The sequence below is a fragment of the Rhizobacter sp. P3_C12 genome, assembly GCF_056402735.1.
In genome coordinates this window covers 1-23,288 of record NZ_JBFUGW010000089.1, presented here as the reverse complement: position 1 = coordinate 23,288, position 23,288 = coordinate 1, and the positions used below count along the sequence as shown (strand labels likewise).

Annotated in this window: 21 protein-coding genes; 11 read left to right on the top strand and 10 right to left on the bottom strand. The window is 68.4% G+C overall.

Going from position 1 to position 23,288, the window contains the following annotated elements; translation table 11 throughout:
• From AC1DXV_RS15675 to AC1DXV_RS15655, 5 genes are all read left to right on the top strand, one after another.
• A partial coding sequence (locus tag AC1DXV_RS15675) for a TIGR03016 family PEP-CTERM system-associated outer membrane protein (protein ID WP_477934401.1) occupies nt 1–1,357 on the top strand: 1,357 nt, incomplete at its 5' end.
• A gap of 7 nt (nt 1,358–1,364) precedes the next feature.
• Nucleotides 1,365–3,518, top strand: coding sequence for an XrtA/PEP-CTERM system-associated ATPase (locus AC1DXV_RS15670; RefSeq protein ID WP_477870594.1), 2,154 nt, complete (start codon nt 1,365–1,367; stop codon nt 3,516–3,518).
• 16 nt (nt 3,519–3,534) lie between these two features.
• A complete protein-coding gene (locus tag AC1DXV_RS15665; protein ID WP_477870596.1) occupies nt 3,535–4,389 on the top strand; it encodes an XrtA system polysaccharide deacetylase in 855 nt (284 codons plus the stop codon).
• An 87-nt stretch (nt 4,390–4,476) separates the two neighbouring features.
• A complete protein-coding gene (locus tag AC1DXV_RS15660; protein WP_477870598.1) occupies nt 4,477–5,265 on the top strand; it encodes a YdcF family protein in 789 nt (262 codons plus the stop codon).
• Between the two features lie 22 nt (nt 5,266–5,287).
• Nucleotides 5,288–6,619 (top strand): right-handed parallel beta-helix repeat-containing protein, encoded by a 1,332-nt coding sequence (locus tag AC1DXV_RS15655; RefSeq protein WP_477934399.1) that lies wholly within the window; start codon nt 5,288–5,290, stop codon nt 6,617–6,619.
• A gap of 16 nt (nt 6,620–6,635) precedes the next feature.
• Here the strand turns inward: AC1DXV_RS15655 and AC1DXV_RS15650 are convergent, their stop codons facing one another.
• The 3 genes from AC1DXV_RS15650 to AC1DXV_RS15640 form a co-directional block, all read right to left on the bottom strand.
• On the bottom strand, nt 6,636–6,920 hold the full coding sequence (locus tag AC1DXV_RS15650) for a hypothetical protein (RefSeq protein ID WP_477869579.1): 285 nt from the start codon (nt 6,918–6,920) through the stop codon (nt 6,636–6,638).
• Between the two features lie 252 nt (nt 6,921–7,172).
• Nucleotides 7,173–7,610, bottom strand: a complete 438-nt coding sequence (locus tag AC1DXV_RS15645; RefSeq protein WP_477869581.1) for a hypothetical protein — start codon at nt 7,608–7,610, stop codon at nt 7,173–7,175.
• Nucleotides 7,604–8,209, bottom strand: coding sequence for a peptidoglycan recognition protein family protein (locus tag AC1DXV_RS15640; RefSeq protein WP_477869583.1), 606 nt, complete (start codon nt 8,207–8,209; stop codon nt 7,604–7,606). The genes AC1DXV_RS15645 and AC1DXV_RS15640 overlap by 7 nt, the downstream gene beginning before the upstream one ends.
• Nucleotides 8,210–8,483: 274 nt before the next feature.
• Between AC1DXV_RS15640 and AC1DXV_RS15635 the strand changes: the two genes are divergently transcribed.
• On the top strand, nt 8,484–8,771 hold the full coding sequence (locus tag AC1DXV_RS15635) for a DUF1294 domain-containing protein (RefSeq protein ID WP_477869585.1): 288 nt from the start codon (nt 8,484–8,486) through the stop codon (nt 8,769–8,771).
• A 10-nt stretch (nt 8,772–8,781) separates the two neighbouring features.
• Here the strand turns inward: AC1DXV_RS15635 and AC1DXV_RS15630 are convergent, their stop codons facing one another.
• The 5 genes from AC1DXV_RS15630 to AC1DXV_RS15610 all read right to left on the bottom strand — a co-directional run bounded on the left by AC1DXV_RS15630 (nt 8,782) and on the right by AC1DXV_RS15610 (nt 15,305).
• Nucleotides 8,782–9,096, bottom strand: coding sequence for a hypothetical protein (locus AC1DXV_RS15630; RefSeq protein ID WP_477869587.1), 315 nt, complete (start codon nt 9,094–9,096; stop codon nt 8,782–8,784).
• Nucleotides 9,097–9,107: 11 nt separating this feature from the next.
• Entirely contained in the window at nt 9,108–10,568 is a 1,461-nt protein-coding gene (gene gnd / locus AC1DXV_RS15625) for a decarboxylating NADP(+)-dependent phosphogluconate dehydrogenase (RefSeq protein ID WP_477934397.1), read from the bottom strand.
• 31 nt (nt 10,569–10,599) lie between these two features.
• Nucleotides 10,600–13,182 carry a hypothetical protein gene (locus AC1DXV_RS15620; RefSeq protein WP_477934395.1) on the bottom strand — a complete coding sequence of 861 codons (2,583 nt, stop codon included), beginning with the start codon at nt 13,180–13,182 and terminating at the stop codon, nt 10,600–10,602.
• A 216-nt stretch (nt 13,183–13,398) separates the two neighbouring features.
• Nucleotides 13,399–14,292 carry a tRNA glutamyl-Q(34) synthetase GluQRS gene (gene gluQRS / locus AC1DXV_RS15615; RefSeq protein WP_477872876.1) on the bottom strand — a complete coding sequence of 298 codons (894 nt, stop codon included), beginning with the start codon at nt 14,290–14,292 and terminating at the stop codon, nt 13,399–13,401.
• Between the two features lie 5 nt (nt 14,293–14,297).
• Complete coding sequence (locus AC1DXV_RS15610; RefSeq protein WP_477934393.1) at nt 14,298–15,305, bottom strand: LysR family transcriptional regulator; 1,008 nt, start codon at nt 15,303–15,305, stop codon at nt 14,298–14,300.
• Nucleotides 15,306–15,432: 127 nt separating this feature from the next.
• Here AC1DXV_RS15610 and AC1DXV_RS15605 point away from each other — a divergent pair, with 127 nt between their 5' ends.
• From AC1DXV_RS15605 to AC1DXV_RS15590, 4 genes are read left to right on the top strand one after another with little or no spacing between them, the layout of a single operon-like run.
• The gene (locus tag AC1DXV_RS15605; protein ID WP_477867109.1) at nt 15,433–16,131 is read left to right on the top strand and encodes a pirin family protein; all 699 of its coding nucleotides are present in this window, start codon (nt 15,433–15,435) and stop codon (nt 16,129–16,131) included.
• Between the two features lie 33 nt (nt 16,132–16,164).
• Nucleotides 16,165–16,572: a DoxX family protein gene (locus AC1DXV_RS15600; RefSeq protein ID WP_477867107.1), complete on the top strand. Its 408-nt coding sequence runs from the start codon at nt 16,165–16,167 to the stop codon at nt 16,570–16,572.
• Entirely contained in the window at nt 16,572–16,994 is a 423-nt protein-coding gene (locus AC1DXV_RS15595) for an OsmC family protein (protein WP_477934391.1), read from the top strand. Before AC1DXV_RS15600 ends, AC1DXV_RS15595 begins: the two co-directional genes overlap by 1 nt.
• Nucleotides 16,995–17,017: 23 nt before the next feature.
• Complete coding sequence (locus tag AC1DXV_RS15590; protein ID WP_477867103.1) at nt 17,018–17,737, top strand: DUF599 domain-containing protein; 720 nt, start codon at nt 17,018–17,020, stop codon at nt 17,735–17,737.
• 888 nt (nt 17,738–18,625) lie between these two features.
• Here the strand turns inward: AC1DXV_RS15590 and egtB are convergent.
• On the bottom strand, nt 18,626–19,933 hold the full coding sequence (gene egtB, locus AC1DXV_RS15585) for an ergothioneine biosynthesis protein EgtB (RefSeq protein WP_477867101.1): 1,308 nt from the start codon (nt 19,931–19,933) through the stop codon (nt 18,626–18,628).
• A gap of 42 nt (nt 19,934–19,975) precedes the next feature.
• Entirely contained in the window at nt 19,976–20,716 is a 741-nt protein-coding gene (locus AC1DXV_RS15580) for a sulfurtransferase (RefSeq protein WP_477867099.1), read from the bottom strand.
• Between the two features lie 52 nt (nt 20,717–20,768).
• On the opposite strand from AC1DXV_RS15580, the gene dnaE reads away from it, so the two are divergent.
• Nucleotides 20,769–23,288, top strand: a 2,520-nt coding sequence (dnaE, locus tag AC1DXV_RS15575; RefSeq protein WP_477934389.1) for a DNA polymerase III subunit alpha, incomplete at its 3' end; no start/stop codon positions are given.

Genomic DNA, 23,288 nt, shown 5'->3' with positions numbered 1-23,288 from the left:
GGCGATCGACTCGCGGCTGGTGCACACCGACAACGCGACGCCCGACCTCGGCATCAAGCAGAGCGACACCGTGCTCGAGGTGCAGCCGTCGATCGTGTTCGAGCGCCGCGGGCCGCGCATCACGCTGAGCGGCAATGCGTCGGTCAGCAGCCTGAGCTACCTGAACGACAGCCAGCCGTCGCGCGTGCTGCCGCGCGCACGCATCGACCTGGCCTCGAAGGTGGTCGAGGACTGGGCCTACTTCGACGCCTGGTACCGGATCGATCCGACCTTCGACGACCCGTATGCGACGCGCCCCGAGGCTGCCACCTCGTACAAGCTGGAGCCGCGCCGCCGCTACGGGCTGAGCCCGTACCTGATGCACCGCTTCAACGAGCTCGACTCGATGCTCGCGCGCGTCGACTACACGCATGCGCGCATCACCGACTTCCTGACCAAGCAGGTGCGCACCACCAAGGGCCTGGACAAGATCGTCTCGTACGAGCGCGCGCCGCGCAGCTTCGGCCTGCAGATCGAGGTGAAGGCGCACGACGAGAGCGACGACTTCACGCAGGGCCAGACGCTCAGCACGCGCGAGGCGCGGCTGTGGCTGAACTGGCAACCGCAGCCGCAGCTGGTGCTGGGCATCGTCGGCGGGCGCGAGAAGACCTCGCTGCTGGCGGACACGCCGACCGACACGCTGTACGGCGGGCGCGTCACGTGGCGGCCCGACGAGCGCAGCAACCTGCGCGTGACGGTGGAGCACCGCTACTTCGGCAACGGCTGGGACGCCGTCTATGCGCACAACTCGGCCACGCTGACGCTCGGGCTGCAGGCGAGCCGCACGGTGTCGAGCCAGGGCATCCCCGACAACGGCGTGCTGCCGCCCGGCAGCGCGTCGCCGGTGCCGGTGGGCGGCGGCATCAACCCGTCCGCGCTGTACTCGGTGGTGGCCCAGTTGCGCGAGAGCGCCGGCTTCCAGGCCGCGCTGCAGGGCCGGCGCAACCGCATCTACCTGCAGGTGGGCTACCTGAAGCAGCAGGCGCTGCAGATGGCGGGCCAGACCAACATCCCCGACCCGTCGTACGACACCGAGCAGAAATCGGCGTCGCTCGGCTGGGACTACAAGCTCGGGCCGCTGACCACGCTGACCGTGATCGGCGACGGCTCGCGCATCGAGGGGCTGGGCGGCAGCAACCTCGGCCGCTACACGACGCAGTATTCGCTGCGCGTCGAGGGCACGCGCACGCTGTCGCCGCACACCACGGCGACGATCGGTGCGCGCCGCCTCACCGTCAAATCCAACAGCACGACGCTGACCTCCGTCGACCTCGACGGCGAGAAGGCCATCTACGCCGGGCTGCGCTACAGGTTCTGATCTCTTCATGTACGAATCGCACTTCGGCCTGAGCGGCCCGCCTTTCCAGCTGAACCCGGACCCGGCGTTCTATTTCGACAGCCGCGGGCACAGCAACGCGCTGGCCTACCTGAAGTTCGGCGTGCACCAGGGCGAGGGCTTCATCGTCGTCACCGGCGAGATCGGTGCCGGCAAGACCACGCTGGTGCGCACGCTGCTCGAAGGGCTGGACGCCGAGAAGGTGGTGGCCGCGCAGGTGGTCAGCACGCAGCTCGAATCGGGCGACCTGCTGCGCGCCATCCTCACCGCCTACGGCGTGCCGACCGCGGGTGCGTCGAAGGCGCACCTGATCGCGAGCCTCGAGGGCTTCCTGACCGCGCTGGCCGCGAAGGGCCGGCGTGCGCTGCTGATCGTCGACGAGGCGCAGAACCTGAAGCACGAGGCGGTCGAAGAGCTGCGCATGCTGTCGAACTTCCAGCTCGGCAACCATGCGCTGCTGCAGAGCTTCCTGATCGGCCAGCCGGAGCTGCGCACGCTGCTGCAATCGAAGTCGATGGAGCAGCTGCGCCAGCGCGTGATCGCGTCGTGCCACCTCGGCCCGCTCGACCAGACCGAGACGCGCGCCTACATCGAGCACCGCCTGCACCGCGTCGGCTGGAAGGATTCGCCGGCCTTCGCCGACGATGCGTTCGACGCGATCCACCGCTGGACCGGCGGCGTGCCGCGCCGCATCAACCGGCTGTGCAACCGGCTGTTCCTCGCCGCCTTCCTGTCGGGCAAGGACGCGATCTCGGCCGAGACGGTGGACCAGACCGCCGGCGAGCTGCGCAGCGAGATCGGCGAGCTCGCCGACGTGCCGATGCTGGTGCCCTCGGCGGGTCAGGCCGCGGGCCACGGCCGGCCCGACGTGACGATCCCGCCCAACCCGGCGCTGCCGGTGCTGGACGCGGCGGTGGACTTCGGCGTGAACGGCAACAACGCGAGCCTCGGCGTGGTCCAGCGCTCGCGCAGCGGCAGCAAGCTGCAGCGCCCGCTGCTGTGCGTGGTCGACACCCGCACCGATTTCCTGAAGATCGGCGCGCTGTCGCGCGTGCTCGAGGAATACGGCGACCTGCCGCCGGTGATGGCGGTGCAGCCCGGCACCGAAGAGGGCCTGGCGATCGGCGCGGCCGGTGCCGCGGTGCTGCCGCTGCCGAAGATGGAGATCCACCTCGGCATCGGCGCGCACGCGGTCGGCGTGGCGCACGGTTCGGCCGCGGCGCTGACGCGCTTCGACGAGGTGCTGGCCGAGTTCATGCCGAGCGCGGTGCTGGCGGTCGGCAAATCGGATGCGGTGCTGATGTGCACGCTGCTCGCCAACAAGCGCGGCGTGCCGGTGCTGCGGCTCGACGCCGGCCAGCGCAACACCGGCGGCAGCGCCAGCGCCGAGATGAACGGCGTGCTGATCGACCGCGTGGCCGATGCGCTGTACACGAACAAGCTGCTGACCTACTACACGTTGTACCGCGAGGGCATTCCCTCGGACCGGGTGCACTGCGTCGGCAGCCTGGCGGCCAACCTGCTGCACTTCGGGCTGCCGCATGCGGTGCCGCCGCTCGAATCGTTCGCGCGCGCCAAGCTCTCGCCGGCGGTGCTGAACGACCCGCGCGGCTTCGGGCTGGTGAGCCTGGCGCTGCAGCCGAAGGCGATGGACGAGCTGCTGCCGATGCTCGCGACACTGGGCCGCGAGCTGCCGCTGGTGTGGCCGCTGCGCGAGGAGGCGCTGGTCGCGCTGAAATCCACCGGGCAGGAGACGCGCCTGGCCGATGCCGGCGTGATCGTGATGCCGGCGCAGGGCTACCTCGAGGAGATCGGGCTGCTGCAGCAGGCGCGCTGCCTGATCGCCGGCAGCGAAGGCGAGCTGGTCGAGGAGGCGGTGACGCTCGGCGTGCGCAGCATCACGCTCGGCAACGACCGCAGCGGCACGCCGGTGGCCGATCCGTCGAGCATCGTCGTCGGCCGCAACGTCGAGCAGGCGCTGAAGGCCGTGCGCGAGATCCTGCTGACCGAATCCGCACGCGTCGACGTGCCCGAGTACTGGGATGGCGGCACCGCCAGCCGCATCGCGAAGCACCTGCGCAGCTGGCTGCCGGCCTCGATGCGCGTCTCGTCGACCGCCCGCGCTGCCGAATCCGTTCGCTGAATCTGTCCGTGAGCCCATGACCAAGAACCCGATCACCAACGCCCTGACGGTCGACGTCGAGGACTACTTCCAGGTCTCGGCGCTGGCGCCGTTCATCGCGCGCGACCGCTGGGATTCGATCCCGTGCCGCGTCGAGGCGAACGTCGACCGCCTGCTGCGGCGCTTTGCCGACAACCATGCGAAGGCCACGTTCTTCACGCTCGGGTGGATCGCCGAGCGCTACCCGCAGGTGGTACGCCGCATCGTCGACGACGGGCACGAACTGGCGAGCCATGGCTACGGGCACCAGCGGGCGAGCGAGTTGTCGCGCGAGGCGTTCAGCCACGACGTGACGAACGCGAAGCGCATCCTCGAGGACATCGCCGGCGTGCGGGTGATCGGGTACCGCGCGCCGAGCTTCTCGATCGGGGCCGGCAACCTGTGGGCCTTCGACGTGCTGAAGGAAGCGGGCTACGTCTACAGCTCCAGCGTCTACCCGGTGCAGCACGACCACTACGGCATGCCGGACGCGCCGCGCTTTCCGTACCAGGTGCGCGACGGGCTGACCGAGCTGCCGATCACGACGGTGCGTGCGCTCGGGCGCAACCTGCCGGCCGGCGGCGGCGGCTACTTCCGCTTCGCGCCGTATGGCGTGTCGCGCTGGGCGATCGACCGTTTCAATCGCGACGAGCAGGCGCCGGCGATCTTCTACATGCACCCGTGGGAGATCGACCCGCTGCAGCCGCGCGTGCCGGGGCCGGGGCTGAAGACGCGCTTCAGGCACTACGTGAACCTGCACCGCACCGAGAGCCGGCTGGATCGCCTGCTCGGCGATTTCCGCTGGGGGCGGATGGATCAGGTCTTCAATATCACAAACCCCCGTTCGCCCTGAGCMTGTCGAAGGCCTGGCGCGCTGTGGCACCAACCCTTCGACAGGCTCAGGGCGAACGGATATCCGCGGCCTTTCGAGGCTGACCTCATGCGCTCCGTCCTGACCGACCTGGTGCACCTGCTGCTGGCGATGCCGCTGTACGTGCTGCTGGGTCTCGCGTGGCTGAGCGTTCGCGCGTGGCGCGCGAAGGCCGGGCGGCTGCACCGCTGGCGACACGGGTTCGCGCTGCTGGGCCTGCTGGTCTACGTCGTCTCGATCCCGGCGACTGCCAACACGCTGCTCGCGCAGCTGGAGGCCTGGTGGCCGGTGCCGACCGACGCGCAGCTGAAGGCGCTGCCGGGCACCGACGGCCCGCGCATGCTGGTGATGACCGCCGGCTGGTTCCGCAAGACCGAAGCCGGCTACACCGTCGTGATGGGCGCGCCGAGCTGGGAGCGCACCGAGAAGGCCGTCGAGCTGCACCAGCGCTTCGGCGGGCGGCTGATGTTCACCGGCGCGCCGCTGCCCGATGGGTCGGACTCGGTCGCGCAGCACATGGCCTCGGTCGCGCAGCGGCTGGGCGTGCCGGCCGCGGCGATCGGCGTCGAGACGCGGTCGGTCAACACCCACGAGAACCTGCTCTTCAGCGAGCGGCAGTTCGGCCTGCGCGCGCAGGGCCGGGTGCTGCTGCTGACGAGCGCGATCCACCTGCCGCGCTCGGTGGCCGCGGCACGCGGTGTCGGGCTGGACGTGCTGCCGTATCCCTGCGATTTCCGCGCCGACACGGCGCTGAAGTGGCAGCATTTCGTGCCCAGCAACGAGGCGCCCGGTGCGCTCGAGGAGGTGCTGCATGAGTGGCTTGGTCTGGCGATGTATTCGCTTCGCGGCTGGGTGTAGGCCTGCCCTCGGCCGGCTGGCGGTGGGGGCGCTGGTCAGCGCCGCGGCAGCGGCCTCGGCGCAGCCGCGCACCTTCGTCGTCGCCCCCGACGGCACCGACCGCGCGGTCGGCACGCTCGAGGCGCCGCTGCGCACGCTGGACGCCGCGGTGCAGCGCGTGAAGCCCGGCGACATCATCGAGCTGCGCGCCGGCACCTACGACGGCGCGGTGATCCGCAACCCCGGCACCGCCGAGGCGTGGATCACGCTGCGCGCGTACGCGAAGGAGCGTGCGGTGATCCAGGGCACGGGGCGCGGGCCGTCGATCTACTTCTACCACCGCACCTGCGACGAAGAGGCGCCGAAGGGCACGGTGTGCCAGGCGATGTACTGGCAGGTGCAGGGGCTGGAGGTGCGCGGCAGCGCCGACGGGCAGGAGGAGGGCTATGCGATCAAGATCGACACGCCGCATGTGCGGCTGCTCGACAACGACCTGTGCTGCTCGCGGGTCGATGTGGTGAAGCTGGTGCGCACCGCGGACGACGTCGAGATCCTGCACAACCGCATCCACCATCCGAACGCGAAGATCGGCGACAACGCGCAGGGCATCGACATCGTCGGTGCGGACCGCACGCGGGTGGCCTTCAACCACGTGCACGACATCCCGTCGATCGGCCTCTATGCGAAGGGCAACTCGCGCAACACGGTGTTCGAATTCAACCGTGTCGAGCGGACCTGGTCGAACGCGATCATGCTGGGGCAGGAGACCGACGACGACCGGCTGGTCGACGGGCCGTACGAGACCTACGACGGCGTGATCCGCGACAACGTGATCAGCGAGGTGGGCTGGGCCTGCCTCGCGACCTCGTCGTCATGGCGGCCGCGCATCCACAACAACACCTGCTGGAACACCGGGCTGCTGACGCACGGGTCGGTGCTGGTGTCGAACGAGTCGGAGATCCACCAGGGCGGCACCGAGGTGTCGATCACCAACAACCTGATCGTCGGCGGCGCGAAGCTGCCGTTCATCCGCATCACCTCGGAGGCGATGAGCGACGCGCGCACGCTGGTGATCGACCGCAACGTGTATGCGATGCGCACCGGGGCGCCGGGGGTGTTCAGCTGGGAAGACAAGCGGGTCGTGAAGGTCGGGCTGGAGCGCTGGCGCGAGGCGACCGGGCTGGACCGGCACAGCGTGGTGCTGCCGTCGGCGGAGGGGCTGTTCGTCGAGGGGGTGTCGCTGCAGCCGAAGGCGGGCGGGGCGGCGTGGGATCAGCGGCTGGTGGCGGAGCCTGCGCTGGCGGGGTGTCCACCGAGGCCGGTGGTGGGGGCGAGGGCGGCGTGTCCGGTGGAGGCCGTGGGGCCGCGGCCGTGACTTCGCGTGATGAGGTTCAGGCCGGAGGTGGCACCGTCTTGACCACATGCCCCAGTATCAGCCGCTCGTTCAAGTTCGTCGTGAAGCTCCAGGCCGACTGAAGCCCATCGAGAAGGGAGAGTCGTGCCGCGTTCGCTTCATGTTCGATTTCTTCGGCCAGGCGGCAGGAGTCAGGTCCGAAATCCATGTTGATGCGAACCGTTTTGCACCAGGACGACAGCGCTGATCTTTCGTTGTCGGCGCTGGCTTGAAAAACATAGGTGCCTCCGATGAACTCGACAATGATGGTGTAGAGGCTCATCGTTCGGGCTTCATGGATTGCCGCAGCAGGAGGCGTTGTCGTCTTCATTGAAGGGGTCGATTGAGTGGGTGGATCGATCCGCGCCATCACACCCTCTCAACTGCCAAGGACGACTGCTTCGACGACGCGGCCGGTGGATTACACGTGAAGCACAAGGCTGTGCCAAGAGGGTCCTGTCACAGACAACGTTTGCGAGTACGTCTGTACCTGCTGTCGTTGATGGACTTGTCGTGGGCCGCCTGCTGTTTCAGGTCACAGGAAGGGCTTGAATCCGCAGTGGCGGCAATGGAGGAGCATGGTGGCGCCACCATCGAATGTCAGCGTTCCACTGCGCAGTTGATGGATGCTCCAGTGTGCTGAGCTGCCATCCACGAACGTGATCGTTCCCGTCGCATGACAGGGCGACCAATCCAGCGTGTGATGCGCGTCGTTCGCGTCGGCCTGCTTCGAGCGAGCGAGGAAGCGACGGACCTGCCGCTCGCCCAGCTTGAACGAGGCGCAGTCGACAGCCGGGTCGGTCTCTGTCGATGCCTTGACCGCATTCGCTTCCACGGTGACCGACTTGATCCTGGGCAAGTGGATCGGACACAGCGGCGGTTCGAATTCGGATCCCGCGGTGCAGCCGTTGCCGCCGGCCTGAACGGCGGCGCTGAATGCGAGAAGAAGTGACGCGATGCAGTGTTTCACCATCGTGCGGTACTGGCTTCGGTTGGGTTCTTGCGAGAGACAGTTGGATGGCGGAACACCTCTGAGAGCGGGATGTTCAGTGTGTTCGACAGTTCCTGAATCAACCATTGCAAGGCGGCATTCTGCGCTGGCGTGACCGGCTCGTAGGTCTTGAGCGCATCGGGCGTGCTTCCTCCGCGTGGCAAGGCTTCGCCGACAAGTTCGATGCCAATGGCATCGGCATTCGACGGATATCGATTGGGAACCGACTTGAGCTGTTCTCTTGCATTCTCTTGCGATGGGTTGAAGCTGTTGTTGAGCCGCTGTTCCGCAGTTGAGCAGCGTGCCTCCAGCATGCACCGGCTCCTCAGCTTGCCCGTGTGCCAGGTTTGCTTGCGCAACGAGGCGGTCTGGTAGAGGGTTCCGTCCTTGTCGATCAGGAAGTGGGCGCCGTTTGCGGATTGGCGTTGGTAGCTCTCCAGTGCGGACTGAGCGCTGCCTCCGCCGGTCTGGTGCACGATGAGCCCTCTGATGATCAACATCGGCGCTCGCTCGATGGCAGGGCGTATGGCCCTCACGATGCGACCGTCCACGACCAAGCCCTGGACATCGATGTTCAGCATATTTCTCCTCGGTCAGACGAGGCGTGCCATGAATGGCACGTGTGGTCGAACCCGCGTCRCTCCGGTTCATGTCGGAGCAAGCGCGGACGCTGTACTTCAGGGGGAAGGCGCGAGGGAGTTGCGCCGGGGAGCGTTGGATGCCGTGTGGCGAGCGCTCGTCTCCGGATGCACCTGATGAGGTGCCATGGAGAGCGGCGATTTGACTGCCAAGAGGAGGCTGCGTCAATACGGGAGTGTCACGTACGATCCGGCGCCACACTCTCCTGAATCAACGATGAACACCCGCTGGCCCTTGCTCTGGATCGCTGCGGCCTATGCCGGCTTGAGCCTGATCACGTTCGTCGTCTATGCGATCGACAAATCCGCAGCGCGCCGCAGGGGGCCGCGCACACCCGAGCGCACGCTGCACCTGCTGTCGCTCGCCGGCGGCTGGCCGGGTGCGCTGCTCGCGCAGCGGTGGTTGCGCCACAAGTCCGCCAAGGCATCGTTCCGGCGCGTGTTCTGGGTCACGGTCGCCGTCAACCTGCTGGGCTTCGCGATGCTGTCGACCAGCTGGCGCTGATCAGTGCGAGTCAGTCGCTCGAAGATGCAGACTTCGCAGAAGACTGCAGCTTCTCCCCGCCGCGCTTCATCACCTCGCCGGTCTTCTCGACCCCCTTGCGCACCACTGCGCCGGTCTTCTCCGCGCCCTTCTGGATCGCCGCCCCGGTGACCTCGGCCGCGTGCTTCACAGCGCTGCCGGTCTTCGTCGCCGCGGTCGACGCCGCATGACCGACGGCCGAGGCCGCGCGGTCGATCTTCGACGGCTCCTCGTCGGCCCGGGCCGTGCCCGCGGCACCGGCGATGAGACCCGCCATCAACAACGTGGTGCGCAAGATGTGCTTCATGTCGTTGCTCCTCAGCCGATCACTTCCGGCCACTCGGTATGGAACATCGTCCCCTCCGGCTTGTCGATGCGCTCGTACGTGTGCGCACCGAAGAAGTCGCGCTGCGCCTGCAGCAGGTTGGCCGACAGCCGCTCCGAGCGGTAGCTGTCGTAGTAGCCCAGCGACGCGCTGAACGCCGGCACCGGGATGCCGTTCGTCACCGCCAGCGCCACCGTCTCGCGCCAGTTCTGCTGCGTGCGGTTCAGCAGGTCCTTGAAGAACGGGTCCAGCATCAGGTTCGTCAGCTGCGGGTTGCTGCGGTACGCGTCGGTGATGCGGTTCAGGAAGCGCGCGCGGATGATGCAGCCGCCGCGCCAGATCGCGGCGATGCGGCCGAGGTCGAGCCCCCAGCCCTTCTTCTCGCCCATCGTCTTCATCAGGTCCAGGCCCTGCGCGTAGCTGATCACCTTCGACGCATACAGCGCGTCGTGCACCTTGGCCACCAGCTGCGCCTTCACCGGCGACAGGTCGACCTTCGGCCCCTGCAGCTGCTTGCTGGCCGCCACGCGCTGCTTCTTCTGCGACGACAACACGCGCGCCTCGACCGCCGCATTGATCGTGCTGATCACCACCGCGTTCTCGGCCGCGTTCAGCAGCGTCCACTGGCCGGTGCCCTTCTGGCCGGCCTTGTCGAGGATCAGCTCGACGATCGGCTTGCCGGTCTCGGCATCCACCTGCTCCAGCGCCTTGCCGGTGATCTGGATCAGGTAGCTCTGCAGCTCGCCCTCGTTCCACTGGTTGAAGATCGCCGCCATCTCCTGCGTCGTGAAACCCGCCGCCTTGAACAGGCTGTAGGCCTCGCAGATCAGCTGCATGTCGCCGTACTCGATCCCGTTGTGGATCATCTTCACGTAGTGGCCGGCACCGCCCGGGCCGATGTGGATCACGCACGGCTCGCCGTCGACCTTGGCCGAGATCGCCTCGAAGATCGGCTGCATCACCTCCCAGGTCGAGGCCGGCCCGCCCGGCATGATCGACGGGCCCTTGCGCGCGCCTTCTTCACCGCCCGAGACGCCGGCGCCGATGAAGCGCAGGCCCTTGCTGGCGAGGTAGGCATCACGACGCTCGGTGTCGGTGTAGAGGCTGTTGCCGCCGTCGATCACGATGTCGCCRGGTGACAGCAGCGGGATCAGCTGCTCGATCACCGCATCGACCGGCGCGCCGGCCTTGACCATGATCTGGATCTTGCGCGGGGTGGCCAGGCTCTCGACGAAAGCCTCGAGCGTCGCCGCGCCCACCAGCTTCTTGCCCGGGTGGCGGGCGACGAATTCGTCGGTGACGGCCGTCGTGCGGTTGAACACGCTGACCTGGAAGCCGTGGCTCTCCACGTTCAGCACCAGGTTCTGGCCCATCACGGCCAGGCCGATCAATCCGAAATCGCTTTTCATGGTGACGTTGGCGCGCAGCGCGAAGACGTTGGGAATGCCGTCCATTTTGACTTCATTCCCGTCACCCTGGCGACGGTCACGGTTTCGGCCACATCCTGTCGATCCAGTCCGACCACGTCTTCAGCCGCGCCGGGTCGGCCCCCATCTGCGTCGCCTTCCACAGCCCGTACTGCTCGGTCTGCTCGGTGGTGGCGCGGTAGTTCACCTGGTTCATGAAGTAGCTGCCGTCGGCCGCCTGCCCGAGCGGCGAGCGCTGCGCATCCAGGCAGTAGCGGAAGCCGGCCCACGGTTCCGGCTCGCCGAGCTGGCTGTTGTTCGGGTCGCAGCGGCGCCAGGCGGTCGCGGCGGTCTGCGAATACAGCATGTTGAACTGGCGGATCGCGCCGTTGACGACGCGCGGGTACAGCCCCGGCGACAGCTCGTCGAGGAAGCGGTACTTCGAGTTGCTCTTGCCGTTGTTCGACGCGGTGTCGATGAAGTTGGTCACCGTCAGGTGCTTGGCCACCTGGCCGCGCCCGTAGCGGCCGCGGTTGGCGAACAGGTCGGGCTGCGCCGGGTCGTACAGCACGATCTCGTTGTTGACGTACTGCGCCGACTTGATGCGCGCCTGCAGCAGCCGCACGTAGTGCGTGTCGTTGGCGGCCTTGGCGGCCGGCGTCGCGGTGCCGACCTTCATGCCCAGGTAGTCGTCGAAGGCGGTCAGGTACGGCCAGTCCATCGAGAAGTTCACCCAGTCGCTCTGCCCGCCGGGGTTCACCGACATCTGCAGCTGGTACCACTGGTTGGTGCGGTAGTACGAGCCGACGATGTTGCCGGACTCCCATGCGTTGAACCACTCGCGTGTGATCTTGCCGGTGCCGTCGGTGTCCTGCTGGTAGATCATGTGCGGCGCGAGGAAGAACAGGCTGACGCTGTTGAACGGCCAGCCGTGTGCCTCGCCGCGGCCCTTCCAGGCGCCGGTGGCGGCGTCCTTGTCGCCGATGAACCATTGCTGGTTGCCTTCCAGGCCATACACCTGGGCCATCTCCCACTGCTTCACTGCGTTCCAGTGCAGCATGCTGGCCACCGAGCGTTCGATGAACGCATTGGTCGTGAAGGCGGCCGGGTTCGCAGCGGTGGTCGCGGCCGAGGCCAGCTTCTGCAGGTTGGCCGCACCGACCTGCGCGCCGTACTGGCCGCTCGCCGCGATGTGGTTGCCGCGCCCGCCGCCCAGGTAGTTGTAGCCCTCCCAGCCGAACAGCGTGAACATCTGCTTGATCTGCACGCGCTCGTCGACCTTCAGGTGGCTCCAGTCGCCGAACACGCCGTTCGGGTTCCTGTGTGCCGTCAGCCACGCGAGCAGCGCCTTGTACTTGCCGTTCGGATCTTTCTTCGCGTCGGCCGCGCTGAACTTCGCGCCGGCCTCGAACGAGCCTTCGGTGGTCGTCGGCCACACGTCGTACGGGTGGGTGGTCGGCAGCCAGGCGTTCCAGTCGGGGAACTGCATCGGGATCTGCATCTCGCGCGCGTTCATCGTCGCGCTCGGGTCCATCACCTTGTCGACCTCGGCCTGCGTCACGCTCAGCGCGCCGGAGAGCGGCTTGCCGAACAGCGCCTTGGTGGCGTCGGTGGCGTTCTCGAGCACCGCCTCCAGCCCGGCACCGGCGGCCCATTGCGTCTCGCAGCCGATGCCGGTGCAGTCGAGGCCCGGGCCCGGCTGGTACGGCGGGTTCCACGGGCGCGCCTTCGCGGCGTGCGGCACGCCCTGCAGCGTGTAGCGCAGGAAGGCGGCGATCTGCTGGCCCTGCGCCTCGCTCAGCCCGTGGTAGCGGCTGCGCTGCACGATCGAGTTGTTCGAGTAGTTGAAGTACTGCAGGTCGCGGCCGTCCTCGGCATGGCACGACGCGCAGGCCGCCTGCAGCTTGCGGCTGACGAGCGGCGATTTGGCGAGCGCACCGCGCGCACTCCACAGCGCGCGGCCGAGTTCGACGTCGCCGGTGAGCGCCTTGCCGGCGTTCTTCTCCACCAGCGGGTCGACGCGCGCCACCGCGTTGCTCGCGAGGCTGGCGCCGGCGTCGTCGCGCAGCTGCAGCTCGAGCACGCGGAAGCCGTTGGTCTCGCCGTCGGTGCCGTTGAAGCGGAACTGGATGCGGTTGCCCTTCGGCCACGCGACCAGGCGCGCACGCGTCGCGGTGTCGAGCGCGAGCGTGATGCGGGTCGTGAAGAAGCCGCCGTTGACGCCGCCGTGGATGCGCTCGTTGTCGGCCAGCGTGACGGTCTGGTCGGTGATGTCGACCCAGGGCACCTGGGCCTCGCCGGCGCTGTCGGTGCCGCCGAGCACGCGCAGGCTGGCCTTCACCTTCGGCGGCGTGGCGGCCAGCGCCTCGAACTCGGGCGCGCCGTAGTAGCCGCAGCGGTGGCACACCAGGTACAGCTTGCTGGCCGACGCGAGCTTGCTGCTCTCGAGGTCGAGGCGCGTCTCGACGACCAGCGGCACCTTCGGCGAGCCGTCGCCGAGCACTTCGATCGGCAGCGTCAGTGCGGCCGGTTGCGGCGCCGGGGCCGGCGAAGGGGCCGAGCCCACYGGCGCCGGCGCGGGCGTGTCGCCGTCATCCGACCCGGAGCCGCAGCCGGCCAGCAGCATCATCGACAGGAAAAGAGTGGAAACGGTTCCGCTCACACGTGCGGCTCGGCTGCTTCGGATCATCATTCTGGGGTGGGACGTATCGCTTTCGCCGATGGATCACGCGGTGCGGCTGACGGGATGCGTCAGTCCGGCTTCACTTCGCGTCGCTTGCTGTCGGGAAAGGCGGCGTGTGCCTGCGGTTGTTCTGGATGCGGGCTTCGAAGCAGTTCGCATGCCGCGGCGGGGCCGCGCTTGCGATTGGATGCAATTTCAGCGCGGCTGCTGCGCGTGGATGGCGGCCCATTGCGCAACGCACTCGGCCAGCAGCGCGGGCGCGTCGGTGGCCTGCGGCTGCAGCCCGAGCGCCGCCGCGGCGCTGCGCAGCGCGTGCAGCGGCTGCGCCAGGTCGAGCGGTGCCGCGCCGTTCTGCTTCGACAGCTTCTCGCCGTTCGCGCCCAGCACCAGCGGCGTGTGCAGGTACTGCAGCGCCGGCAGGCCGAGCAGCCGCTGCAGGTGGACCTGGCGCGGCGTGTTGTCGGCGAGGTCTTCGCCGCGCACGACGTGCGTGATGCCCTGCAGCGCGTCGTCGACGACCACCGCGAGCTGGTAGGCCCACAGCCCGTCGGCGCGGTGCAGCACGAAGTCGCCGACCGCCTGCGTGAGGTTCTGCTGCTGCGCACCGAGGCGGCGGTCGTGCCAGTCGATCACGATGTCGGCCTCGGTTGCATCGCAGCTCAGCACCCGCGTCGCGCGCGGCGGCTTGCCGTTCAAGCCGTGGCGGCAGGTGCCGGGGTAGACGAGCTCGCCGTGGCGCGGCTTGCCGTGGCCGGCGGCTTCGAGCGCGAGGGCGATGTCGCGCCGCGTGCAGCCGCAGGGGTACACCTGGCCGGCGGCGCGCAGCGCATCGAGCGCAGCCTCGTAGTGCGCGCCGCGCTGCGACTGCCACACCGGCGGCTCGTCGGGCAGCAGCCCGCACTGCGCGAGCTGTGCCAGGATCTGCGCATCGGTGCCCGGCACGCAGCGCGGCGTGTCGACATCCTCGATGCGCACCCCCCACATGCCGCCATGCGCCCGCGCATCGAGCCAGCTCGCGAGCGCCGCCACCAGCGAGCCGGCGTGCAGCAGGCCGGTCGGCGACGGCGCAAACCGCCCGCGATAGCCCATGACGGTCAGGCTCCGCCCAATGGCAGCAAGCCGCTGTGGCGTTCGATCAGCGCGCTGCGCGTGGCCGGGCTCTCCAGCTGCGACAGCCACCAGCGCAGCGCCAGCCCCAGCTGCGGCTTGCGCGTCGCGCTGCCGGCCGGCACGCTGCGCCACGCATAGCCCAGGCGCGCGACCTGCGTCGGCCGCTGCACCGGCTTGACGACCAGCCGGCCAGCGGCGATGTGCTCGCGCACCAGCGGCTCAGGCAGGAATCCGCAGCCCAGGCAGCGCAGCTGCGCCTCGATCTTGTTCTGCATCGTCGCGACGGTCAGCACGTCCTGCCCGGGCAGCAGGTTCACCGTCAGCGGCGCCATGCGCTGCGCCGAATCGGCGACCGCTACTGCGCGGTGGTGGATCAGGTCGGCATCGCTCAGCACGCCCTCGGCGTTTGCCAGCGGATGGTGCGGCGCCACCGCGAACACGAAGGTGATGCTGCCGAGCGGCTGCATCTGGATGCCGGGCGGCATCGTGCGGTCCACGCCGACGCCGATCGCCAGGTCCGCCTGCCCGCTGACCAGCGCCTCCCAGGTACCGGCCAGCACCTCGGTGCGCAGCCGCAGCCGCGTGCCCGGCCCGCCACTGGTGGCGCCCGGGCTCTCCGGGCTCAGCGCATAGAAGGCCTCGCACAGCTCGAACAGCGTGGCGCGCGACATGATGCCGTCGACCGCGATCGACAACTGCGTCTCCCAGCCGGTCGCGACGCGCTTCACGCGGTTGGCCACCGCATCCATCTCCTGCAGCAAGCGCCGGCCCTCGTGCAGCAGCTCCTCGCCGGCAGCCGTCAGCCTGGCCTGGCGCGAGCGGCGATCGAACAGCAGCACGTCGAGCGCGTCCTCGAGCTGGCGCACGTTGTAGGTCAGCGCCGACGGCACCTTGCCCAACTCGCGGGCGGCCGCGGCGAAGCTGCCGGTGCGGGCGATGACGTCCATCATCGCGAGCGCTTCAGGGGTCAGGACATTGCGGGAACTGGTCATGGCGGGGCCGTCGGAGTTTCGTTCATCTTATTTGAATGAACGCTTCAACGCGCGGCCCGTGATGGGCCGGGGGGCGGCGCCTACAGTCTCTTCCATACCCCAGAGATCACCACTGAAAGGACGCGACATGCTCACCCTGCGCAAATCGACTGAACGTGGCTACGCCGACCACGGCTGGCTGAAGTCGTTCCACAGCTTCTCGTTCGCCGACTACTACGACCCGAAGCACATGGGCTTCGGCAACCTGCGCGTGATCAACGAAGACCGCATCGCCCCGGGCACCGGCTTCGGCACGCACGGCCACCGCGACATGGAGATCGTGTCGTACGTGCTGTCGGGCGCGCTCGGCCACAAGGACAGCATCGGCAACGGCGCGCAGATCGTGCCGGGCGACGTGCAGCGCATGAGCGCCGGCCGCGGCATCCAGCACAGCGAATACAACCACGCGGCGCAGGACACGACGCACTTCCTGCAGATCTGGATCGAGCCGAACGTGCGCGGCATCGAGCCGGGCTACGAGCAGAAGCACTTCGACGACACGCAGAAGCGCGGCGCGCTGCGCCTGGTCGCGAGCCCCGACGGCCGCGAGGATTCGGTGAAGCTGCACGCCAACGCGACGCTGTATGCTGGCCTGTTCGATGGCGACGAGCGCGCCGAGCTGGCGCTGCCGGCGAAGCGCAAGGCCTATGTGCACGTGGTGCGCGGCAGCGTCGAGGTGAACGGCCAGGCGCTGTCCGCCGGCGATGCGGCGATGCTCGACGACGAACCGGCGGTGCGCATCGGCGCCGGTCGCGGTGCCGAGGTGCTGGTCTTCGACCTGCAGTGATCCCTTCCCTTCAACTCACAAGGACGACCCATCATGTTTGATCGATTCCAGAACCCGCTCGCACTCGCTGCGCGCATCCTGCTGGCCCTGATGTTCGTGCTGGCCGGCTTCAGCAAGCTGACCGGCTTCGAGGGCACGGTCGGCTACATCGCGTCGAAGGGCCTGCCGCTGCCGCAGGTCGGCGCGGTGATCGCGCTGCTGGTCGAGATCGTCGGCGGCATCGCGCTGATCGTCGGCTGGAACGCGCGCTGGGCGGCGGCCGTGCTGGCGGTGTTCACCGCGGCCGCCACCGTGATCTTCCACAACTTCTGGGCCGTGCCGGCCGAGCAGGCGATGGTGCAGAACCTGATGTTCATGAAGAACATCTCGGTGATCGGCGGGCTGCTCGCGATCGTGGCCTTCGGTGCCGGTGCGCTGAGCCTGGATGCGAAGCGCCGCTGATGACCATCGACGCCCACCTGCATCGGCGGCCTGCCGCGGCTGACCAACCGGCCAGCGCACTGACATTGCTCACCAATGGCCGCCATGCGTGKGCCGCCGACGTGGACCGCACGCTCGGCAGCAGCGATGCCGCGCCGAGCCCGCACGACCTGCTGGACTCGGCGCTGGCCGCCTGCACCACGCTGACGCTGGAGCTCTACATCCGCCGCAAGGCGCTGGCCGTGCGCTCGCTGCACGTGCAGGTGGACCACGTCGAGACGCGTGGCGATGACGGCGGCGTGCGCTACCAGATGCAGCGCCGCATCCACATCGATGGCGACCTGGCCGAGGCCGATCGCGCCCGGCTGCTCGAGATCGCCGGCAAGTGCCCGATCCACCGGGTGCTCGAAGGGCAGACGCGCATCGAGACCACGATGAGCTGAGGTGCCTTGCTACAGTCGCCGCCATGGACATCATCCTCAAGCTCGTGGCGGTGCTGCCCTGGACGGACTGGGCGGCCCTGGTGGCGTTCTTCTGCGCCTGGGCCGGCTACATCTGGTTCGCGCATCGGCGCGCGCTGACGCAGCCGTCGATCCTCGCGTCGACCAACCGGGTGCGCCGCGAATGGATGCTGCAGACCACCTACCGCGAGGTGCGCGTGATCGACGGCGTGGTGCTGCAGAACCTGTCGACCAGCCCGTCGTTCTTCGCGTCGACCACCATCCTGATCATCGGCGGCCTGCTCGCGGTGCTGGGCACCAGCGACAAGGCCACCGAGATCGTGCGCGACCTGCCGTTCGCGGCCCGCACCTCGGTGCTGGTGTTCGACCTGAAGGTGGTGCTGCTGCTGGGCATCTTCGTCTACGCGTTCTTCCGCTTCACCTGGTCGATGCGGCAGTACACCTTCGGCGCGCTGTTGATCGCCGCGGCGCCGGAGGCCACGCAGTTGCTCGAACAAGGCTCCGACGGCGAGGTGCGCCGGCAGGCCTTCGCGAAGAAGGCGGGCGGCGTGGTCAGCATGGCGGCCGAGACCTTCAACGACGGGCTGCGGGCGTACTACCTGTCATTCGCCGCGGTGGCCTGGTTCTTCTCGCCGCTGATCTTCATGCTCGCGACGGCCGGCGTGGTGTACGTGCTGTACCAGCGCGAGTTCAGGTCGGATGTGCTGGCGGTGTTGAACAGCTGACTTCTTGACCACCGGCTCATAGTGCGCGCCGCGGCGGAGCAGCACCAGCAGCGGCAGGTCGGGATCGTCAGGCCCGACCACCAACCGGTGCTCGTCGTCGGTGTATGGCGTGATGACCTCGATCCGCACGTTGAGTGCGTCGGCGATGGCGCTGGGGCCGAGGTCGAGGATGTCTTCGTCCCAGACGCCGGATGTTTCGAGTCTTTCGAGCATCCGACGGCGTTCGCGGTCGTCGCGCGGAAGGGCCCTGACGTACTGCTTCTCGTCCGGGATGTCGTTCACTGGCTTGTCGTGCCACGTGGCGAATTCGCGTTCGACGTGTTTCACCACCAGCTTGCGCATTCGGGACGGCGAGGATGGAATGCGATCTCGGGTGTCGCCCCCCAAATTCTCCGCCGCGGCAAACACCGAATGCATGAGGCAATTGCCGTCTCCCGGGACGCGCTGTGTCTGCGCATCCTTGAAATAGCTGGGGTCGATGCGCACAGGCGGATCAGCAGGAGCGCTGGCCAACTCGACCGCCAGAAGCTCGTCGGCCTTCATCCAGTAGACCTGCTCCACGGTCTTCAGGTCGTCGCGGAAGCACTGTTCGATGCCTTCGATGCCGACCAGGTTGAAGAAGGCATCCTGGCCTTCGACGGTGTTCAAGTCCGGGAAGGTCTCGCAGGTCTTCCTTGCCTCCAGGCGTGCCTTCTTCGCGATGCTCGCGGTGGGCTCCGCGCCCGTCGACTTGCCGCCCGAGGGCTCGGCAGCCGGCCCCCTCGTTCTCTTGTTCCCCGTCACCGATCCCACGCTCATGCCCTGCTCCCGCGACCAGATCCACCTGGCGCGAGCACTTGGTAACGCCGCGGGCGACGCCGTTCCGTCGCCGGTTCAAATAGCCCGCCGTCAGCCCACGTCGCGCGCCAGCCGCAGCCCGCTGAACTGCCACTGCACCTCGGGCGGGAAGAAGTTGCGGTAGCTGGCCCGCGCATGCCCGGCCGGCGTCGCGCACGAGCCACCGCGCAGCACCATCTGCTGGCTCATGAACTTGCCGTTGTACTCGCCGACGGCGCCGGGCAGCGCCCGGTAGCCGGGGTAGGGCAGGTAGGCCGACTGCGTCCACTCCCACACGTCGCCGAACAGCTGCGACGGCGCATCGGCCGGCGCATCGGCCACCGGCATCGGGTGGAAGGCGCCGCTGTCGGCGAAGTTGGCCCGCGCCTGCGGCCTGGCATGGCGCGCCGCGAACTCCCATTCGGCCTCGGTCGGCAGCCGCGCGCCGGCCCAGCGCGCGTAGGCGTCGGCCTCGAAGTAGCTCAGGTGGCAGGCCGGCGTGTGCGGGTCGACGGCCATCTCGCCATGCAGCGTGTGCGTGAACCATGCGTCGCCATCGCGCCGCCAGTACAGCGGCGCCTGGTGGTTGCCGTTGCGCACCCAGTCCCAGCCGAGCGAGAGCCACAGCTCCGGCCGCTGGTAGCCGCCGTCGTCGATGAAGGCCATCCACTCGCCATGGCTGACCGGCCGCGATGCAAGCTCGAACGGCGCGATGAAGCTGCGGTGGCGCGGTGTCTCGTTGTCGAAGCAGAACGCGCCGTCGCGCTCGGCGTCGTGGCCCAGCTCGAACAGGCCGCCGCCGTAGCCGAACCAGCGCAGCGCCTGCGCCTGCACCGCGGTCATCGGCCAGCGCTTGCCGTAGCCGGGGTGGCCGGGGCTGAACGACAGCGCGTGCTTGATGTCGGTCAGCAGCAGCTCCTGGTGCTGCTGCTCGTGGTGCAGGCCCAGCGTGACCAGCGCGGCCAGCTCCGCATCGCCGCCGCGCTGCGCGATCAGCACCTGCATGCGCGCATCGACATCGGCGCGGTAGCGCAGCACGTCGGCCAGTGCCGGGCGCGTCACCAGGCCGCGCTTGGCGCGCGGGTACTGGTCGCCGATGCCGTTGTAGTAGCTGTTGTAGAGCACGCGGAAGCGCGCGTCGTGCGGCTGGAACTCGCGCTCGAAGCGCTCCAGCAGGAAGGTCTCGAAGAACCAGGTGACGTGCGCGAGGTGCCACTTCGTCGGGCTCGCGTCGGGCATCGACTGCACCTGGCAGTCTTCGGGCGACAGCGGCGCGGCCAGCGCGAGGCTGGTCTCGCGGACCTGGGCATACCGATTGCCGAGCGGACTGTTCGGCTGGACGGGAAGGCTGCCGCGGCGGGGCAAGCTGTGGGACTGCATCGGTGTCTCCTGCGCCGTCGGTCGGCGCCGATCGCAGCGACCTTACACCGATCTCGTCGGCAGCAGTGCCGCGTCGACGGATTCCCTTTCATCGAACACGAAACAGTGGCCGTCGAAGTGCTTGCCACCGGCCTCCTCGAAGTATTTCAGGATGCCGCCTTCGAGCTGCAGCACGTTCTCGACGCCGGCCTCGGCCATGAACAGCGCCGCCTTCTCGCAGCGGATGCCGCCGGTGCAGTAGCTCACCACCGTCTTGCCCTGCAGCTCGGCCGCATGCGCGCGCAGCGCCTGCGGGAACTCGGTGAACTTCGCGATGCGCCAGTCGATCGCGTTCTCGAAGCGGCCGTGGTCCACCTCGAAGGCATTGCGGGTGTCGAGCATCACCACCTCGCGGCCGCTGTCGTCATGGCCGGCATCGAGCCAGCGCGCGAGCGTGCGCGCATCGACGGCCGGCGCGCGCCCCGATTCGGGCCGGAACTGCGGATGGTTCATCCGGATGATCTCGGGCTTGACCTTCACCAGCAGCCTGCCGAACGGCACCGCATCCGACAGGCTCTCCTTCGGCGCCAGCGCCGCGAAGCGCGCGTCGCCGCGCAGCCAGGCCACGAAGCCGCGCACGGCCTCGGGCGCGCCGGCCAGGAACAGGTTGATGCCCTCTTCGGCGAGCAGCACCGTGCCCAACAGGCCGCGCTCGGCCGCTTGTGAGCGAATGCTCTCGCGCAGCGCCTGCGTGTCCGTCAGGGTCACGAACAGGTAGGCGGAGATGTTGAGGATGGGTTTCATATTCGTGCGAAGCCCGGCATTTTACGGAGCGCAGGCTCTCTAAAATCGCCCGATGGCTTTCATCCACCTGCGCACCCACACCGAGTTCTCCGTCGTCGATGGCACCCTGCGGATCGATGACCTGGTGGATGCGGCGGCGCAAGACCACCAGCCCGCCCTCGCGATCACCGACCTGTCGAACCTGTTCGGCGCGGTCAAGTTCTACAGCGCCGCCCGCAAGAAGGGCGTGCAGCCGATCATCGGCGCCGACATCTGGCTCGAGCCCGACACCACCGTCGGCGAGAAGAACCCGAGCCGCCTGCTGCTGCTGGTGCAGAGCGCGGCGGGCTACCACAACCTGTGCGAGCTGCTGTCGCGCGGCTGGGTGCTGAATGCGCAGCGCGCGCAGGCCTGGCACAAGCTCGAATGGCTGCAGGAACTCAACGGCGGGCTGATCGCGCTGTCGGGTGCCGAGATGGGCTCGATCGGCCAGGCGCTGATGGCGCAGGACACCGCGCGCGCCACCGCCGCGGCGCAGAAGTTGGCCGCCATCTTCGACCAGCGCTTCTATCTCGAGCTGCAGCGCGCCGGCCAGCCGACCAACGAGGCCCACGTGCGCGCCGCGGTGCCGCTGGCGGCCGCGCTGCGCCTGCCGGTGGTGGCAACGCACCCGGTGCAGTTCCAGACGCCGGACGACTTCGAGGCCCACGAGGCCCGCACCTGCATCGCCGAGGGCGAGACGCTGACCAACCCGCGGCGCGTCAAGCGCTTCACGCGCGAGCAGTACTTCAAGTCGCAGGCGCAGATGGAGGCGCTGTTCGCCGACCTGCCGAGCGCGCTCGCCAACAGCGTCGAGATCGCCAAGCGCTGCAGCCTGACGCTGGTGCTCGGCAAGCCGCAGCTGCCCGATTTCCCGACGCCCGAGGTCAATGGCGAGCGCATGGCGCCCGAGGCCTACTTCCGCTACGCATCGCACGAAGGCCTGAAGGAGCGGATGCTCCACCTGTACCCGAACGAGGCCGATCGAGCGCGCGAGATGGCGCGCTATGTCGACCGGCTCGACTTCGAGATCAACACGATCCTGAAGATGGGCTTCCCCGGCTACTTCCTGATCGTGGCCGACTTCATCATCTGGGCCAAGACCCACGGCTGCCCGGTCGGCCCGGGCCGCGGCTCGGGCGCCGGCTCGCTGGTGGCCTATGCGCTGAAGATCACCGACCTGGATCCGCTGCGCTACAACCTGCTGTTCGAGCGCTTCCTGAACCCCGAGCGGGTCTCGATGCCCGACTTCGACATCGACTTCTGCCAGGGCAACCGCGACCGCGTCATCGACTACGTCAAGGACAAGTACGGCCGCGACGCCGTCAGCCAGATCGCGACCTTCGGCACGATGGCGGCCAAGGCTGCGCTGCGCGACGTGGGCCGCGTGCTCGGCATGGGCTACGGCCACGTCGACGGCATCGCGAAGCTGGTGCCGGCACCGCCCGGCAAGACCGTCACGCTGAAGCGCCCCGGCGACAAGCCCGACAGCGGCATCATCTACGCGCGCACCGAGGCGCCCGAGATCGAGGAGCGCGAGAAGAACGAGGAAGAGGTCGCCGAGCTGCTCGCGCTGGCCGAGCGCGTCGAGGGCATGGTGCGCAACATCGGCATGCACGCCGGCGGCGTGCTGATCGCGCCCGGCAAGATCACCGATTTCTGCCCGCTGTACATGCAGCCTGGCAGCAACAGCGCGGTCAGCCAGTTCGACAAGGACGACGTCGAGGCGATCGGCCTGGTCAAGTTCGACTTCCTGGGCCTCGCGACGCTGACCATCCTCGAGATGGCGAAGGACTTCATCGTCGCGCGCCATCCGTCGCGCAAGGATTTCGCGTTCGAGAAGATCCCGCTGACCGACCGCGGCGCCTACCAGCTGATGAGCGAGGGAAAGACGGTCGCGGTGTTCCAGCTGGAATCCACCGGCATGCAGCGCATGCTGAAGGATGCGAAGCCGAGCGTCTTCGAGGACATCATCGCGCTGGTGGCGCTGTACCGCCCGGGCCCGATGGACCTGATCCCGAGCTTCTGCGCGCGCAAGCACGGCCGCGAGGAGGTCGAGTATCCGCACCCGCTGATGAAGGAGGTGCTGGAGGAGACCTACGGGATCATGGTCTACCAGGAGCAGGTGATGCAGGTCGCCCAGCGCCTGGGCGGCTACTCGCTCGGCGGCGCCGACCTGCTGCGCCGCGCGATGGGCAAGAAGAAGCTCGAGGAGATGGTCAAGCACCGCGCGACCTTCGCCGAGGGCGCGGCCGGCAACGGCATCGCCGAGCCGCTGGCCAACGAGATCTTCGACCTGATGGAGAAGTTCGCGGGCTACGGCTTCAACAAGTCGCACGCCGCCGCGTATGCGCTGCTGGCCTACCACACGGCCTGGCTGAAGGTGCACTACCTGGCCGAGTTCACCGCGGCCAACATGAGCGTCGCGCTGGACGACACCGACAAGCTCAAGATCTTCCACGACGACGCGGTGATGCTGGGCATCACCTTCGAGCCGCCGAGCATCAACACCGGCACGCACCGCTTCGAGCCGGTCGCCGACAAGGTGGTGCGC

Bases quoted from the DNA above. Each gene is read 5' to 3' on its own strand.
- AC1DXV_RS15650 (WP_477869579.1), bottom strand. From the start codon at position 6,920: ATGAGCCTCTACACCATCATTGTCGAGTTCATCGGAGGCACCTATGTT.
- AC1DXV_RS15600 (WP_477867107.1), top strand. From the start codon at position 16,165: ATGTTTGATCGATTCCAGAACCCGCTCGCACTCGCTGCGCGCATCCTG.
- AC1DXV_RS15665 (WP_477870596.1), top strand. From the start codon at position 3,535: ATGACCAAGAACCCGATCACCAACGCCCTGACGGTCGACGTCGAGGAC.
- AC1DXV_RS15670 (WP_477870594.1), top strand. From the start codon at position 1,365: ATGTACGAATCGCACTTCGGCCTGAGCGGCCCGCCTTTCCAGCTGAAC.
- AC1DXV_RS15630 (WP_477869587.1), bottom strand. From the start codon at position 9,096: ATGAAGCACATCTTGCGCACCACGTTGTTGATGGCGGGTCTCATCGCC.
- AC1DXV_RS15580 (WP_477867099.1), bottom strand. From the start codon at position 20,716: ATGAAACCCATCCTCAACATCTCCGCCTACCTGTTCGTGACCCTGACG.
- AC1DXV_RS15635 (WP_477869585.1), top strand. From the start codon at position 8,484: ATGAACACCCGCTGGCCCTTGCTCTGGATCGCTGCGGCCTATGCCGGC.
- AC1DXV_RS15645 (WP_477869581.1), bottom strand. From the start codon at position 7,610: ATGGTGAAACACTGCATCGCGTCACTTCTTCTCGCATTCAGCGCCGCC.
- egtB (WP_477867101.1), bottom strand. From the start codon at position 19,933: ATGCAGTCCCACAGCTTGCCCCGCCGCGGCAGCCTTCCCGTCCAGCCG.
- AC1DXV_RS15605 (WP_477867109.1), top strand. From the start codon at position 15,433: ATGCTCACCCTGCGCAAATCGACTGAACGTGGCTACGCCGACCACGGC.
- AC1DXV_RS15610 (WP_477934393.1), bottom strand. From the start codon at position 15,305: ATGACCAGTTCCCGCAATGTCCTGACCCCTGAAGCGCTCGCGATGATG.
- gluQRS (WP_477872876.1), bottom strand. From the start codon at position 14,292: ATGGGCTATCGCGGGCGGTTTGCGCCGTCGCCGACCGGCCTGCTGCAC.
- AC1DXV_RS15590 (WP_477867103.1), top strand. From the start codon at position 17,018: ATGGACATCATCCTCAAGCTCGTGGCGGTGCTGCCCTGGACGGACTGG.
- AC1DXV_RS15640 (WP_477869583.1), bottom strand. From the start codon at position 8,209: ATGCTGAACATCGATGTCCAGGGCTTGGTCGTGGACGGTCGCATCGTG.
- AC1DXV_RS15660 (WP_477870598.1), top strand. From the start codon at position 4,477: ATGCGCTCCGTCCTGACCGACCTGGTGCACCTGCTGCTGGCGATGCCG.